The sequence below is a fragment of the Microbacterium sp. genome, assembly GCF_035687345.1.
Lineage (GTDB): Bacteria > Actinomycetota > Actinomycetes > Actinomycetales > Microbacteriaceae > Microbacterium.
The window spans coordinates 1-13,972 of sequence record NZ_DASRXZ010000023.1; the positions used below are offsets into that span (position 1 = coordinate 1).

Annotated in this window: 15 protein-coding genes and 1 riboswitch; of the genes, 6 read left to right on the top strand and 9 right to left on the bottom strand. The window is 71.6% G+C overall.

The window, feature by feature from the left end:
* Nucleotides 1-647, bottom strand: a 647-nt coding sequence (locus VFF97_RS02430; RefSeq protein ID WP_325031900.1) for a Clp protease N-terminal domain-containing protein, incomplete at its 3' end; no start/stop codon positions are given.
* A 303-nt stretch (nt 648-950) separates the two neighbouring features.
* Between VFF97_RS02430 and VFF97_RS02435 the strand changes: the two genes are divergently transcribed.
* Both VFF97_RS02435 and VFF97_RS02440 read left to right on the top strand, forming a co-directional pair.
* Nucleotides 951-1,691, top strand: coding sequence for a hypothetical protein (locus VFF97_RS02435; RefSeq protein WP_325031901.1), 741 nt, complete (start codon nt 951-953; stop codon nt 1,689-1,691).
* The gene (locus tag VFF97_RS02440) at nt 1,688-1,918 is read left to right on the top strand and encodes a helix-turn-helix domain-containing protein (RefSeq protein ID WP_325031902.1); all 231 of its coding nucleotides are present in this window, start codon (nt 1,688-1,690) and stop codon (nt 1,916-1,918) included. The genes VFF97_RS02435 and VFF97_RS02440 overlap by 4 nt, the downstream gene beginning before the upstream one ends.
* A gap of 124 nt (nt 1,919-2,042) precedes the next feature.
* On the opposite strand, the gene VFF97_RS02445 is transcribed toward VFF97_RS02440, so the two are convergent.
* Together VFF97_RS02445 and VFF97_RS02450 are read right to left on the bottom strand one after the other, a co-directional pair.
* The gene (locus tag VFF97_RS02445) at nt 2,043-2,897 is read right to left on the bottom strand and encodes an NAD(P)-dependent oxidoreductase (RefSeq protein WP_325031903.1); all 855 of its coding nucleotides are present in this window, start codon (nt 2,895-2,897) and stop codon (nt 2,043-2,045) included.
* Nucleotides 2,894-3,754, bottom strand: coding sequence for an enoyl-CoA hydratase/isomerase family protein (locus tag VFF97_RS02450; RefSeq protein ID WP_325031904.1), 861 nt, complete (start codon nt 3,752-3,754; stop codon nt 2,894-2,896). The genes VFF97_RS02445 and VFF97_RS02450 overlap by 4 nt, the downstream gene beginning before the upstream one ends.
* Before the next feature lie 133 nt (nt 3,755-3,887).
* Between VFF97_RS02450 and VFF97_RS02455 the strand changes: the two genes are divergently transcribed.
* From VFF97_RS02455 to VFF97_RS02465, 3 genes are all read left to right on the top strand, one after another.
* A complete protein-coding gene (locus VFF97_RS02455; protein WP_325031905.1) occupies nt 3,888-4,247 on the top strand; it encodes a DUF488 domain-containing protein in 360 nt (119 codons plus the stop codon).
* Nucleotides 4,248-4,363: 116 nt separating this feature from the next.
* Nucleotides 4,364-5,089, top strand: a complete 726-nt coding sequence (locus VFF97_RS02460) for an aminoglycoside 3'-phosphotransferase (RefSeq protein WP_325031906.1) — start codon at nt 4,364-4,366, stop codon at nt 5,087-5,089.
* The gene (locus tag VFF97_RS02465) at nt 5,086-5,604 is read left to right on the top strand and encodes an SRPBCC domain-containing protein (RefSeq protein WP_325031907.1); all 519 of its coding nucleotides are present in this window, start codon (nt 5,086-5,088) and stop codon (nt 5,602-5,604) included. The genes VFF97_RS02460 and VFF97_RS02465 overlap by 4 nt, the downstream gene beginning before the upstream one ends.
* Nucleotides 5,605-5,633: 29 nt before the next feature.
* Here VFF97_RS02465 and VFF97_RS02470 read toward each other — a convergent pair whose 3' ends face one another.
* The 3 genes from VFF97_RS02470 to VFF97_RS02480 form a co-directional block, all read right to left on the bottom strand.
* The gene (locus VFF97_RS02470; RefSeq protein WP_325031908.1) at nt 5,634-6,419 is read right to left on the bottom strand and encodes an energy-coupling factor transporter transmembrane component T; all 786 of its coding nucleotides are present in this window, start codon (nt 6,417-6,419) and stop codon (nt 5,634-5,636) included.
* A complete protein-coding gene (locus VFF97_RS02475; protein WP_325031909.1) occupies nt 6,416-7,897 on the bottom strand; it encodes an ABC transporter ATP-binding protein in 1,482 nt (493 codons plus the stop codon). The genes VFF97_RS02470 and VFF97_RS02475 overlap by 4 nt, the downstream gene beginning before the upstream one ends.
* The gene (locus VFF97_RS02480; RefSeq protein WP_325031910.1) at nt 7,894-8,535 is read right to left on the bottom strand and encodes an ECF transporter S component; all 642 of its coding nucleotides are present in this window, start codon (nt 8,533-8,535) and stop codon (nt 7,894-7,896) included. The genes VFF97_RS02475 and VFF97_RS02480 overlap by 4 nt, the downstream gene beginning before the upstream one ends.
* A riboswitch (TPP riboswitch) is annotated at nt 8,528-8,636 on the bottom strand. It overlaps the preceding gene by 8 nt.
* 35 nt (nt 8,637-8,671) lie before the next feature.
* Here VFF97_RS02480 and VFF97_RS02485 point away from each other — a divergent pair.
* Nucleotides 8,672-10,624 (top strand): D-alanyl-D-alanine carboxypeptidase, encoded by a 1,953-nt coding sequence (locus VFF97_RS02485; protein WP_325031911.1) that lies wholly within the window; start codon nt 8,672-8,674, stop codon nt 10,622-10,624.
* An 18-nt stretch (nt 10,625-10,642) separates the two neighbouring features.
* Here the strand turns inward: VFF97_RS02485 and VFF97_RS02490 are convergent, their stop codons facing one another.
* From VFF97_RS02490 to VFF97_RS02500, 3 genes are all read right to left on the bottom strand, one after another.
* A complete protein-coding gene (locus VFF97_RS02490; RefSeq protein ID WP_325031912.1) occupies nt 10,643-12,226 on the bottom strand; it encodes an SLC13 family permease in 1,584 nt (527 codons plus the stop codon).
* Nucleotides 12,227-12,247: 21 nt separating this feature from the next.
* Nucleotides 12,248-13,174: a DnaJ domain-containing protein gene (locus tag VFF97_RS02495; RefSeq protein ID WP_325031913.1), complete on the bottom strand. Its 927-nt coding sequence runs from the start codon at nt 13,172-13,174 to the stop codon at nt 12,248-12,250.
* Between the two features lie 9 nt (nt 13,175-13,183).
* On the bottom strand, nt 13,184-13,972 hold a 789-nt coding region (locus VFF97_RS02500; RefSeq protein WP_325031914.1), incomplete at its 5' end, for an LssY C-terminal domain-containing protein.

The following is a 13,972-nucleotide window of genomic DNA, read 5'->3' on the forward strand; positions in this document are numbered from 1 at the left end:
CCGATGAGGACGGGGTTGTTCTTCGACCGGCGCGACAGGATCTGCATGACGCGCTCGATCTCCTTCTCGCGCCCGATGACCGGGTCGAGCTTGTTCTCGCGTGCGGCCTGCGTGAGGTTGCGGCCGAACTGGTCGAGCACCTGCGAGCCTCCCTGGGCTTGCGAGGGGTTGTCGTGGGCAGCGCCCGAGACGGCTGCGGGCTCCTTGCCCTGGTAGCCGCTGAGCAGCTGGATGACCTGCTGGCGCACCTTGTTCAGGTCTGCGCCGAGCTTGACGAGCACCTGGGCCGCGACGCCCTCACCCTCGCGGATGAGACCGAGCAGGATGTGCTCCGTGCCGATGTAGTTGTGGCCGAGCTGGAGCGCCTCGCGCAGCGAGAGCTCGAGCACCTTCTTGGCGCGCGGGGTGAACGGGATGTGACCGGTCGGCTGCTGCTGGCCCTGCCCGATGATGTCCTGCACCTGCTCGCGTACGGCGTCGAGCGAGATGCCGAGGGACTCGAGCGCCTTCGCGGCGACCCCTTCGCCCTCGTGGATGAGACCGAGCAGGATGTGCTCCGTGCCGATGTAGTTGTGGTTGAGCATCTTCGCCTCTTCCTGGGCGAGCACAACCACGCGACGGGCACGATCCGTGAATCTCTCGAACATCGTCTTTCCTCCGAGGGCGCGAGGGGTCGGTCGACTCCTCTGGCCTTGTATTCGAGGGTAGCCAGAGCACGGATGCCGCACGCCGCTGTTCGCCGTGGGCATAGCGCGGCCCTCCTGCCCCGAGTCGGAGGTAGGACATGGTCCGGGTGAAGGACCGGATGCTGGGACCCGTCCTTCCCTCGCACCATCTCCTACGCCGGTGACGGCGCAGGAGCTGCGGCGGCATACGCGGTGGAGGGTTGACACGAGGCATCCGTCGATTTATCGTTTTTCGATAACAACGATTATCGATATGGAGTGCGCATGTTCGGGTGGCAGTTCCTCGCGCTGTGGGTCGGGCTCCCGGTCCTCGTCGCGACCATCGTGGTGATCGTCATGGTGCGCAGTCGTCGCGGGTCTGCGACGGGGTCGCTCTCGAAGGTCGAGGAGTGGGTCGTCGCACTGGTCGGGACGGGCGCGCTGCTCATCACAGCCGGGACGGTCTACCTGCTCATCGCGAGCGCGGTGCACGTGTTCTCGGCCGATCCATCCCTCGTCACGGGGTTCGTGCTGGGGAACTCGCCCGCACCCGAGTTCATCGAGAGGTCGGAGGCGATCGCCGGCGGCGGCTACGAGACCGCATGGCTCGAGCTCATCGGTCTGCCGACCGCGACCCGCTGGCTGCTCTACCTCGAAGGCGCACTCCCCGCGCTCGCGACGCTCGCGATCAGCATCGCCGTCGCGTGGCTCGCGATCGTGCTCCTGCGCGGACGCCCGTTCGTGAGATCGCTGCCCAGCGTCGTGGGGATCGCAGCGATCGCAGTCCTCGTCGGCGGACTCGGATCGCAGGTGTTCGCGAGCTTCGCGCGCAGCTCCGTGGTGGAGTACCTCGGGGTCGGCACGATCACCGCCGGCGACAGCGGCGACGGGCCGTACGAGGGGCTGCTGGCCGGAGCCCTCGCGCTGGACCTCGCGCCGGTGGGGTGGGCGCTCGGTCTCGCGCTCGTCGCGGCAGCGTTCGAGATCGGCACGCGGATGCAGCGCGAGACGGAGCTGCTCGTATGACCCCCGCCGGCGACGAGGGCCCCTCCGGGATCCACTGCCGCCTCGACGAGCTGCTCGAAGAGCGCGGCATGACCCTCACGCGCCTCTCGGAGCTCGTGGGCGTCTCGGTGGTGAACCTCTCGATCCTCAAGAACGACCGGGCGCGAGCCATCCGCTACTCGACGCTCTCGGCGATCTGCCGCGCACTCGACTGCGAGGTGGGCGACCTGCTCGTGCGGGCGGACTGAACCGCGGCATCCGATTTCCTCGCAATAGAACAGGCGGATGCCACCGACAGGACGCTTTCGCGGCATCCGTCCTGCTCTCGGCGACGCGTCCTGATCTCGTGACAGGGCGCGCCGCCGAAAGGCGTCAGTCGAGGAATATGTCGGGGAACAGCGCCTCGTCGGGCGTGCCCGGCACGGCGGCGTAGCGCGAGAAGTCCGTCACTCCGGCGTCGCGCAGCACGTCCTCGACGATGAGGGTCTGCCCCGTGTACTCGCGTGACGGCTTCGTGAGCACCTCGTACGCGGCATCCGCGTAGATCTCGGGCGTGCGGCTGACCTTCATCATGCGGTCGCCGCCGAGCGCGAACTGCACTGCCGCGGTCGCGATCGTCGTGCGCGGCCACAGTGTGTTCGCGGCGATGCCGTCGGCGGCGAACTCGGCCGCGAAGCCGAGGGTCGCCATCGTCATGCCGTACTTCGCGAGCGTGTAGCCCGTGTGCGCGCCGAGCCACTTCGGCGACAGGTTCAGCGGCGGCGACAGTGACAGGATGTGCGGGTTCTCCGCCTCCTTGAGCATCGGGATCGCGGCGCGCGAGAGCATGAAGGTGCCGCGGACGTTGACGTCCTGCATGAGGTCGTACTTCTTCGTCGCCAGGTCGAGCGATCGCGAGAGGTCGATGACGGACGCGTTGTTGACGACGATGTCGATGCCGCCGAACTCTCCCTGCGTCTGCAGTACGGCCTCGGTCACGTCGTCGTCGTTGCGCACGTCGCCGACGATCGGCAGCGCATTGCCGCCGGCTTCGCGGATCGCCTCGGCGGCGGTGTGGACGGTGCCCTCGAGCTTCGGGTGCGGGGTATCGGTCTTGGCGAGGATCGCGATGTTGGCGCCGTCGCGCGCAGCGCGCAGCGCGATCGCGAGGCCGATGCCGCGGCTGCCGCCCGACATGAGGATCGTCTTGCCGGCGAGCGGGGCGCCGGTCGGGGTCGTGTCGGTCATGCCTTCTCCTGGGACTCGGGTGCGGAAGGGCGGTGCGACCCGGATGCGGCGGCGAACGCCGCGATGCGGGCCTGCGCATCGGGGGTGTCGAACATCGCGCCGATGGTGCGCGCCTCCTCGGAGAGGTGGTCGGCGAACGAGCGCGACGGCTGCGAGCGGATGAGCCGCTTCGCCTCGCCGTACGCACGGTGGGCGCCGGCGAGCCAGAACCGCGCGACCTCTTCGGCGCGGGCCTTGACGCGTGCCGCGATGTCGCCGGGGTTCTCCGCAGAGATGACCTCGGCCACGAGGCCCCACTCGAGCGCCTCGGTCGCGCTCAGCAGGCGCGCCTGCAGCACGAGCTGCAGCGCTCGGCGCTCGCCCACGGCCCGCGCGAGCTGCGTCGACACGGAGAGGTCGGGTGTGAGGCCGATGTTCGCGTAGAGGCTCCCGATGCGGGAGTCGGCGCCCACGATCGCGTAGTCGCTCGTCATGAGGATGCCGAGGCCGCCGCCCGCGGTCGTGCCGTGCGCCGCCGCGACGACCGGCACCGACGACTCGGTGAGAGCACGGATGCCGCGGTTGATCACCTCGGCGAGACGGCTGATGTCCGCCCCGCCCGCGACACCGCCGGCGGCCATCGCCTGCACGTCGCCGCCCGCGCAGAACGAGCCGCCCGCGCCCTCGAGCATGATCGCGCCGACGTCGTCGCGCGACGTCGCCTCGGCCGTGACCTCGGCCCACGCGTGCGCGAGGTCGGGGTCGAACGCGTTGAGCCGTTCGGGACGGTTGAGCGTGATGCGTGCGAGCCCGTCGTCGACGCGCAGCAGGACGGGATCGGACGGGCCGGATGCAGCGGCTGAACCCGCGGTGTCCATGTGCTCTCCTTCGAACTCGACTCCGGCGCCGCCTCGGCGCGACATCGCATCCCACCATACGCGGTACTCGGTGCCACCCTCGCCGGTGGTTCTCCCCTCGCGCCCGGAGGCCTCTCGCACCAGACTGAACCCCATGGACCTCCGACTCAAGCGCGTCTACGACGACGCGTCGCCCGACGACGGCTTCCGCGTGCTCGTCGATCGGCTGTGGCCGCGCGGCGTCTCGAAGGAGCGCGCCGCCGTCGACCTGTGGGCGAAGGACGTCGCGCCGTCGACGGAGCTTCGCAAGCGGTACCACCACGAGGGCATGCCGTGGGGCGCGTTCGTCGACGCGTACCGCGCCGAGCTGGCGGGTCCCACCGCCGAGGCGCTCGAGCGACTGCGGAGCGAGGTGGCGCGGCATCCGGTCACGACCCTGCTCTACAGCGTGAACGACCCCGAGCAGAATCACGCCGTGCTGCTGCGCGAGCTCCTCCAGCACGCCCCGCCCTAAGCCCCGCCCGGGTCAGGACATCCGGCGGAGACAGGACGATAGGCGCGAAAACTTCCTGTGTGCGCCAGATGTCCTGATCCGGGCGAAGGACGCGCCGGGTGGGCGACGATGGACCCATGTCCATTCCGGATGACTCGCTCTCGGTGCCCGAGAGAGTGACCGAGCTCGCGCGCGGCGCCGCGATCGTGCCGGTGTGGATCAACGACTACGGAGGGCTCGCGTTCCGCACCGACGACGGCCGCTTCATCAAGCACGGGCCGCGCAACGCCGAGACCTCGTTCGCCGGCGAAGCGGAGCGCCTCGCGTGGGCGGCGGCCTTCACGCCGGTGCCGCGCGTGCTCGAGCTGGGCGGAGACGACGAGCACGAGTGGCTGGTGACCGAGGCGATGCCGGGCCTGTCTGCGGTCGATCCGCGCTGGATCGCCGAGCCCGACACGGCCGTCCGCGCGATCGGCGAAGGGCTTCGCGCCCTGCACGACGCGCTGCCGGTCGAGGAGTGCCCGTTCGATTGGGGCGTGCCCTCGCGTGTCGAGAACGCGGCGGGACGCGGCATCCGTGTTCCCGACGCGCTTCGCGAGGCCCCGCCCGTCGACCGGCTGGTCGTGTGCCACGGCGACGCGTGCTGCCCCAACACGCTCATCTGCGACGACGGGCACTGGACGGCCCATGTCGACCTCGGCGCTCTCGGGGTCGCCGACCGCTGGGCCGATATCGCAGTGGCGGCGATGAGCACCGGGTGGAACTATGGGGCCGGGTGGGAGGAGACGCTCCTCGCCGCGTACGGCGTCGCGCCGGATCGCGAGCGCCTCCACTATTACAAGGAGCTCTGGAACGCGACATGACGACCTCTGGGCCACGCGGGACGGTCACCGCGATCGACGGCAAGCCGAACCTCGTCCTCACACGCACGTTCGCCGCGCCGATCGCGCAGGTGTGGGCGATGTGCACGGACTCCGGTCGCCTGGAGCGCTGGATCGGACGGTGGGAGGGCGACCCGACGGCGGGTGCGGTCGACTTCTTCATGACCGCGGAGAGTCCGGATGCCGCCGCGTCCCGCACCGTCATCCACGTGTGCGAACCACCGCGGCGCCTCGTCGTGGAGACCTCGGGCGAGGCAGGCGGCTGGTATCTGTGGCTCGAGCTCGACGACTCCGGCGAGGGCGATGCCGGCACGACGCTGACGTTCGGGCAGCGCCTCGCTCCGGAGGACGACATCGGGACGATCGGCCCCGGGTGGGAGTACTACCTCGACCGGCTCACCGCCGCGTTCGAGAAGCGCGACGTCGCGGAGATCGCCTTCGAGGACTACTTCCCGGCACTGCAGCCGTACTACGAGAAGCTCGTCGCGGCGGGCTGATCCGCGGCGCGCGGGCACCGGCTCGGGCGTCAGAGCCCGAGGATGAACCGCCACGTGCCCGCGGCGATCGCGGCGATGACGGATGCCGCGGCGATCCCGATCGCGATCGCGACGATCCCCGCGTCGCGCCACCGCAGGCGCGAGGGCCGCGCCCACGTGCGAGGTCCGCGTCCGCCGAAGCCGCGTGCCTCCATCGCGGTCGCGAGCTTCGTGCCGCGGCGGATCGCGAGGACGAGCAGCGCGAACGACTGACCCGCGAGGCGGCGGAGGCGCCCGGCATCCGCGACCCCTCTCGCCCGGCGTGCGAGCGAGAGCTCACGCCAGTCCTCGATGAGCAGCCCGACGAGCCGCAGTCCCGCGAGCGCGCCGATGACGAACCGGGCGGGCAGCTTCAGGATCTGGGCGAGCCCGTCGGCGAGGTCGGTCGGGTCGGTCGTCGCGAACAGCACGACACTCGGCACGGCGATCGCGAGCACGCGCAGGAAGATCGAGAGGGCGAGGTCGATCGACCCGTCGCTGATCCGCAGGATGCCCCACTCGAAGTGCATCGTCCCCGACGGCCGTCCGTAGAGGACGGTCGCGATCGCGGCGATGCCCGCTCCGACGACGATCGGCCACAGCCGCAGCCACAGCTGCCTCGCGGTGAGCCCCGCGAACGGCAGCAGCACGAGTGTCGCGGCCAGCGTGACTCCGGCCGAGACCGGGTCGATCGACATGAGGAGCGTCACCGACATGACCAGCGCGGCGGCGAGCTTCGCGACCGGGTTCACGTTCGCGAGGCGCGAGTGACGCAGGTCGGCGGCGATGAGGCTCACGGCGCCACCCCCGCTCCGAGGGCGAGCTCGACGTCGGCGAGTGCGTCGACGAGCGCGCGGTCGTGCGACACGAACACGACGGCGGTGCCCTCGGCGCGCACCTCGTCGATGAGCGCGGCGAGCTCGCGCCACGTGCGTGCGTCCTGCCCGTACGTCGGCTCGTCGAGCACGAGCACGCGGGGCTTGGTCGCGAGCGCGGCGGCGACCGTGAGGCGGCGCTTCTCGCCGCCCGACAGCGTGAAGGGGTTGACCGCCGCGAGGCGCGTCAACCGCAGGCGTTCGAGCAGGGGTTCCACGCGCGCCGCGGTCTCGGCCTCGCTGAGCCCCAGCGCGCGGGGGCCCACCTCGAGCTCGTCGCGCACGCGGGTCGTGAGCAGCTGGTGCTCGGGGTCTTGGAACACCGTCCCGATGCGCGTGAGCAGCTCCCGCGAGCGCCACGCGTGCGGCCCCGCGCCGCGCGCGCCGGCGCGCAGCGCCTCGGTCGCGCGCACTTCGCCGTCGATCGGCGGCAGGAGGCCCGCGAGCGTCGCCGCGAGCGTGGACTTGCCCGCGCCGTTGGGTCCTGTGATCGCGCGGGCGCGTCCGGCGTCGACCGAGAGCGAGATGCCGGATGCCGCGATCCGCGCCTCCTTCGCACCGAACGGCCTCCGGCCGACCGCCAGCCCGTCCGCCGTGAGCAGCGTCTCGCCGGGAGCCGCCGCGAGCGGTCGCCGCGCGAACGCCGGCGGCACTCCGGGCACCCAGACCCCGGCATCCGTCAGCTCTCGCTCGTGCGACCGGAAGACCTGCGCCGGCGTCCCGTCGGCGAGCACCGCCGGGCCGCTCCCGGGTTCGGCGAGCACCACCACGCGGTCGACGTGCTCGGCCCACAGCTCCACGCGGTGCTCGACGACGACGAGCGTGGCGCCCGTGCGCTCTGCGACCGCGAGCACCGCGTCGCGCACCTCGACGGTGCCTTCGGGGTCGAGGTTCGCCGTCGGCTCGTCGAGGAGCACGAGGCCGGGCCGCATCGCGAGCACACCGGCGAGCGCGAGGCGCTGCTTCTGCCCGCCCGAGAGCTGCGACGTCGAGCGACCCCGCCCGACGTCGAGCCCGACGGCATCGAGCGCGTCATCGACGCGATGCCAGATCTCATCCGGCGGGGCGCCGAGGTTCTCGCATCCGAACGCGACATCGTCGCCCACTCGCGCGAGGATGACCTGCGCATCGGGGTCCTGCAGCACGAGCCCGGCCCGGCCGCGCGCGTGCGCCGGCGGCACTCCGTCGACCGTGAGCTCACCCGCCACCTCGCCGTCCTCGGCGTCGCCGAGAACGCCCGCCAGTCCCCGCAGGAGCGTGCTCTTGCCCGAGCCGCTCGCGCCGAGCAGCAGCACCCGCTCTCCGGGGGCGATGTCGAGGTCGAGATCGGCGACGGCCCAGCGCCGCCGTCCGGCGTGGCGCCAGCCCCAGCCGCGAGCGACGACGTGGGCGCCGGTCACGCAGCGTCGGAGGGCTCTGCCTCGCGCGCCCTCGCCTCCCGGCCGGCGGCGAAGCGATCGAGCGCTCCAGTCGCAGCAAGCGCCTTCGCGATGACCCACGACAGCAGGCCCGCGATGACGATGCCCGAGACGACCGCCGACACGAAGTACACGGCCCGGGCCTCGAACGACAGCGCCGCGATCGATGTGAACGTCGTGTCGAGAAGGCCCACGGCGATGCCGGCGAGCGCGCCCGACGTGAGCGCCCCGAGCAGCCGCCAGTTGGCGTACAGCAGGATCGCGAACCCGAGCTCGGCCGCCGCGCCCTGCACGAGGCCCCACACGAACGTGAGGAAGGCCCATTGCGTGCCGAGCGCCATCGAGACGACGGCGGCGACGACCTCCGTATAGAGCGCCGCACCCGGCTTGCGGATGATGAGGCCGCCCAGCACCCCGGCGAACAGCCAGCCGCCGGCGAGTAGACCCGACAGCCCCGGCGTGAACGAGAGCACGCTGTCGAGGCCGGGCCACGCGAGGCCCCACAGCCAGAACAGCACTCCTGCTGCGACGCCGATGACGCTGGCGACGACGATGTCGACGACGCGCCACCGGAAACGGTGGGCGACGTGCGACGCGGACGTTGACGTAGACGTGTGCATCGTTACTCCTCCCTGCGCTGGCATGACCCAGATCAGGTTCGACGGTCGAAGCGTTTTCGCTTCCTCTCAGCCCGGCACACCGGACTCCCGTGGTTGACGCGACGAGTATAGCCCGCTTAGCGGGTACCTTAATCTGGTGACCCTCGCCGATACACCTCCCCCCTCGCGCCGCGCCCTGCGCGCCGCGCGCATGGAGGCATCCGGCTCGGCGAAGGGTCCGGAAGGGCCTGACAAGACGCCGAAAGAGCGCGATGCGGCCGGTCTCGGCGAAGGTCTGATCGAGAGCGTTCCGGATGCCGCGACCGCGACCCCGGCATCCGATGCAGACCGCTCCGCAACCACGCCTGTCGCCCCGGATCCCGCCTCGGCGACGCGCGACGAGCCCTTCGTCGCGCCACCGAGGTCGGCGCCGCCGGTCGGGGCATCCGCGGAGTCCGTCTTCGGCGCCCCGTCACCGGTCGGCACCGATTCGGGCGCGCTGGGGCTGGAGGAGCTGTTCGGGCTCGACGACGCCGAGGAGCGCCCGAAGGCCGCGGCCGCGCCCCGCCCCCACTACTCGCGCACGAGCGCGCCTGAGCCCGTCTTCGCGTTCACCGCGTCGGCGGCGCCCGTCTCGCCCACCGCACCGGTCGAGTCCATCCCCTCTGCCGAGCCGACCCTCACGATGCCGCCCGCGGCCGAGCCGGAGCCCGCCGCGGTCAGGGCGACACAGACTCCTCCGGCGGAGCACGACGAGGAGCCGGCCGACCGCAAGCGCATCGCGCTCGCGTGGGTGGACGAGACGACCGTCGCCCTCGGCGGACGCGTCGGCCCCGACCTCGCGACGGCGACCAGCCCGTACGTGCCGGTCGAGAACGACCTGCTCGCGAACCCGCCGCGCCGATCGCCGTTCCGCCCCGGTGTGCTCGTGCCCGCGGGCGTGACCGCCGCGGTCCTCGGCGCGTACGCCGCGACGACGCTCCTGTGGCCGCTGCACGCGGTCGCGCCGACGGTCGAGAGCATCCAGGTCGACTCCGCGCCCGCGGCGGCCACCGCGATGCCGTGGCCGGCGGTCGGCAGCGCCGCGGTCTCGGTGCGCGGCGTCGGATCGGCGGCATCGAACGCGGATGCCGTGTCCATGGCGAGCATCACGAAGGTGGTCACGGCGCTCGTCGTGCTCGAGGAGATGCCGCTCGCGCCCGGCGAGCAGGGCCCGGAGTTCCGGTTCGGGTGGGGCGACCGCAACCAGTACTGGAACTACCGCTGGAACGGCGAGTCCGCGCTCGACGTGCCCGTCGGCGGCACGCTGACCCAGTATCAGCTCCTCGAGGGCATGCTCATCGGCTCCGCCAACAACTACGCCGACCGCCTGGCGGGCAACCTGTGGCCGTCGGACTCGGTGTTCGCGAACGCAGCCATGAGGTGGCTGACGGCCCACGGTGTGGAGGGCATCACGGTCGTCGAGCCCACGGGCATGGACCCGGGGAACACCGCGACGCCCGAGTCGCTGCTCGTGCTCGCCGACAAGGCCCTCGCGAACCCGGTGATCGCCGAGATCGTCGCGAAGCCGTCGGTGGAGCTGCCCGGCGCGGGGCTTGTCGAGAACACGAACGGGCTTCTCGCCGATCCGGGCGTGGTCGGCATCAAGACGGGCACGCTCGACATCTGGAACCTCCTGTCCGCCAAGAACCTCACGATCGGCGACACGACCGTGCGCGTCACCGCGTCGGTGCTCGGTCAGCCCGACGACGCGGCGCGGCTCGAAGCCTCCCGCGCGCTCTACGCGCAGCTCGAGCAGGAGCTTCAGCCGCGTCCGTCCGTCACCGCCGGCACGACGGCGGGGATCGTCCAGACCGAGTGGGGCGAGCAGGTCGACATCGTCACGGCCGCCGACGCGAGTGTCATCCTGTGGAACGGCGGCGTCGCGACCGTGAACTCGACGTTCTCGCTCGGTGACTCGCGCCAGAAGGGCGACAAGGTCGGCACCCTCTCGGTCGAGGGGCCGCTGAACGCGACCGAGGTCGAGCTCGAGCTCGCCGAGGAGGTCGAGGGGCCGAGCGCATGGTGGCGCCTCACGCATCCGCTGGAGCTGTTCGGTCTCAGCGGCTGACCCGACCCGGAGCGCGGATCAGAGCGGCCACACGAGCGGCACGTAGAGCACCGCGAACGCGAGGAACACGATCGCGAGCGGCAAGCCCAGCCGCCAGTAGTCGCCGAACCGGTACCCGCCAGGCTGCATGACCATGAGGTTCACCGGCGTCGCGATCGGGGTCAGGAATGCGGCCGCACCCGCCACCGTGAGCGCCATCATGAACGGCTGCACGCTCACGTCCGTCGTCTGGGCGATCGACACCGCGATCGGCGCGACGACGAGCACGGTCGCGACGTTCGAGATGAACTGCCCCAGGATGATCGTCACGACGCAGAGCACGAGCAGCGCGAGGATCGGCGACGCACCGCCGGTCATCGTGAGCACCGCGTCGGCGATGACGCCCGCCGCGCCGGTCGACACGAAGGCGTTCGAGAGCGGGATCATTCCGGCGATGAGCACGATCGTCGTCCACGACACCGCGCGGTACACCTGCGGCACCGTGAGCACACGCGTCAGCACGAGGGCGCCCACCGCGAGCAGCCCCGCGACCGCGGGCGGGATGAGTCCGGTCGCGAGAAGCGCGACCATGGATGCGAGGATCACGAGCGCGCGCTTCGCGCCCTTGCCGAGCGGCACCACGCGCTGCAGCGTCTGCGGGGGCGTCACCGCGATGATGTCGGGCGAGCGCGCGTAGCGCTCGAGTGCCGCCCACGGCCCCTGAACGAGGACGGCGTCTCCGGCCTCGAGCGTCGTGGTGCGATTGGGGTCGGATGCGGCATCCGGCGCCTTTCCTCCGCGCCTCACCGCGAGGATCACGAGGTCCTCTTCGCGCGTGGTCATGCCGGGGTAGATCTCGCGGCCGATGAGCGACGACCGCGGCGCGATGAGCACCTCGATCACGCCCTCCTGGGCACTGAACAGCGCATGCGTGTCGAGGTCGACGGCGTAGCTCTCGCGGAGCAGGCGCGCCTTCGCCCCTGCGTCGGTGACGCCGCTCAGGTGTTCGGGATCGCGCTCCGGCAGCAGTCGATGCCCGCCGAGCGCCACGATGGCGATCGTGCACACGAGCACCGGGAGCCCGGCCAGCGCGAACTCGAAGAACCCGAACGGGCGGCCGCCGGCCTGAGCGGCGAGGTCGGACACGATGATGTTGACCGGCGTTCCGGTCAGGGTCAGGAGGGACCCCGCGCTCGCCATGAACGCGAGCGGGATCAGCAGGCGCGACGGCACGATGCCCGCGCGCAGCGCGACGACCACCACCACGGGGATGAGAGCAGCCACGGCTCCGTTGATGCTGATGAACGCGGTCAGCAGCGCGACGATCGCACCGATCACGACCGTGAGCCGACGACGATCGGTGCCCGCGCGACCGACGACGCGCTGCGCGATCCACACGGTGACCCCCGTCGCGTCGAGAGCCTCGCTCATGACGAACAGCGTCGCGATGAAGATGACCATCGGGTCGCCGAACCCCGCGAGCGCCTCGGGCAGCGTGAGAACGCCGGTCGCCCACAAGGCCACCGCGACGCCCACCGCGACGAGCCCGATCGGAATCCTCCCCGACACGAACGCGACGATCGCCACCGCGAGGATGACGAAGACCGCGATGATGGGATCCACCTTCGCGAGCCTAGGGCGGGGTCAGGCGAAGCGCACGGTCTGCTGCAGGCGAGTGCGCACGTCGAAGACCTCATTGCCGCCGACCTCGCGCGCGCCCGTGATCCCGCGCCGCAGCACCGTCGCGAGCGCGCTGCGCGCGACGACCGCGACCGGCACGCCCTTCACCCTGCCGATCTCGGAGATCGCCTGTTCGAGGTCTTCGTCGGGGAGCACCACGATCGCGCCGCCGAACCGTACGCGGGCGGCGCGGGCCACCGCGCGCATGCTGCGCACGAGGTCGGCGATCGGCGATCCGCTGACGCCTTCGCCGATGAGCTCGCCGCGGCGCAGACGCACGGGCCCGCCGAAGTCCTCCGACAGCACGCCGTACAGGCCGCTCGGGCCGAGGACGATGTGGTCGAGCTTCGCGTCGGGGTCGCGCTCGTCGGCGACGACGTCGTGCCACACGGTGTACCCCATGCCGAGGTCTGCCACGATGCGGGCGGTCGCCTCTTCGGCGAGAGCGTCGGCGAGGAGGCGCTTGAGGTGGTGCGGCGCCGACCGCACGAGCGCAGGGTCGTACGGGTCGTCGAGCGTGACCCCGCGGCCCGCCCACTCGCGGATGAGGTCGAGGTAGCGTTCGCGCCGCCAGCCGCCGGGATGCCCGAACGAGCGCGCGCGGGGGCGGGTGTCGCGCGTCTGCGTGCGCTGCGGCGGGCGGAAGCCCGACCACTCGGGTGCGGGCTTGACGCCGAACCCGTGGCCGCGGTCGTAGGCGGCGCGCGCGGCGGGCGTGCCGACGAGCTCCCACGCGCGCTGCACCTGCACGAACACGGCGGCGTCGCCGCCGGTGTCGGGGTGGGTCTGCCTCAGGCGCAGGCGGTACGCACGGCGCAGGGACTCCTCGTCGACGGCCGGATCGACCCCGAGCACCTCGTACGCCGACGCCGAGAGCGGACTGTCGAACACCGGTAAAGGCTAACGCGCCCGGCGCCGCCGGGATCGGGAGTCGCCTTCGTTGCGCCGCGAGTACGCCGCCGCGCTGCGGCTCGACAGCGCGAGCAGCAGGAGGATGTCGAGCCCGAGCGGCAGGAACGTCGTCGAGATCGTGATCTCCTGCGCATCCGCCCACCATCCGATGAAGGCGCTCGTGATCGAGATCGTGCTGATGACCATGACGGTGACGCGCGCCCAGTTCACCCCGTGCAGGATCAGCACGCCGAGCACCGCGTCGAGGAGTGCGACCGCCACCATCACGACCGTGAAGAACACCACCGACCCGAGCACGGCCTCCAAGCCGGCGGGCAGGCCCGTCACCTGCGCGTCGGGCGGTTCGGTGAGCTCCGACCAGTTGAGCGCGATCTCGCCGAGGAGCACGAGCCCGGCAACGACGCGGAAGAACACGAGACATGCGCCCGCGACGATCGATTTGGGCCGGGGCATCTCCGGGTCGAACTGCGGGCGTTGCAGCAGTCGCTCCGCCGGCTCGAACGCCGGTCGCTTGCCGGGGTCGGCGACGGGAGTGGACGTGGGGTCGTAGTGCCGATGCTTCTCGTGCTGCGGGTGCGTCGCGCCCCCGCTCACGTCGACGATCGGCAGGTCCCCGTCGGTGTGGATCGTGTCACCGCCGCCGTTGCGCGCGTGATAGCCGGTGGAGAAGTCCTCGATCACGTCGACCCGGATGCTCGGATCCGCCTCGAGCAGGGTCCGCACGATGTGGTCGCGCTCGACGTCGATGTCGTCGTCGATGCGATGCGTGATCTGCAG

What these genes read in the sequence shown, in the direction of transcription:
- VFF97_RS02435 (WP_325031901.1), top strand. Translation starts at nt 951, where the DNA reads ATGTTCGGGTGGCAGTTCCTCGCGCTGTGGGTCGGGCTCCCGGTCCTC.
- VFF97_RS02440 (WP_325031902.1), top strand. Translation starts at nt 1,688, where the DNA reads ATGACCCCCGCCGGCGACGAGGGCCCCTCCGGGATCCACTGCCGCCTC.
- VFF97_RS02445 (WP_325031903.1), bottom strand. Translation starts at nt 2,897, where the DNA reads ATGACCGACACGACCCCGACCGGCGCCCCGCTCGCCGGCAAGACGATC.
- VFF97_RS02450 (WP_325031904.1), bottom strand. Translation starts at nt 3,754, where the DNA reads ATGGACACCGCGGGTTCAGCCGCTGCATCCGGCCCGTCCGATCCCGTC.
- VFF97_RS02455 (WP_325031905.1), top strand. Translation starts at nt 3,888, where the DNA reads ATGGACCTCCGACTCAAGCGCGTCTACGACGACGCGTCGCCCGACGAC.
- VFF97_RS02460 (WP_325031906.1), top strand. Translation starts at nt 4,364, where the DNA reads ATGTCCATTCCGGATGACTCGCTCTCGGTGCCCGAGAGAGTGACCGAG.
- VFF97_RS02465 (WP_325031907.1), top strand. Translation starts at nt 5,086, where the DNA reads ATGACGACCTCTGGGCCACGCGGGACGGTCACCGCGATCGACGGCAAG.
- VFF97_RS02480 (WP_325031910.1), bottom strand. Translation starts at nt 8,535, where the DNA reads ATGCACACGTCTACGTCAACGTCCGCGTCGCACGTCGCCCACCGTTTC.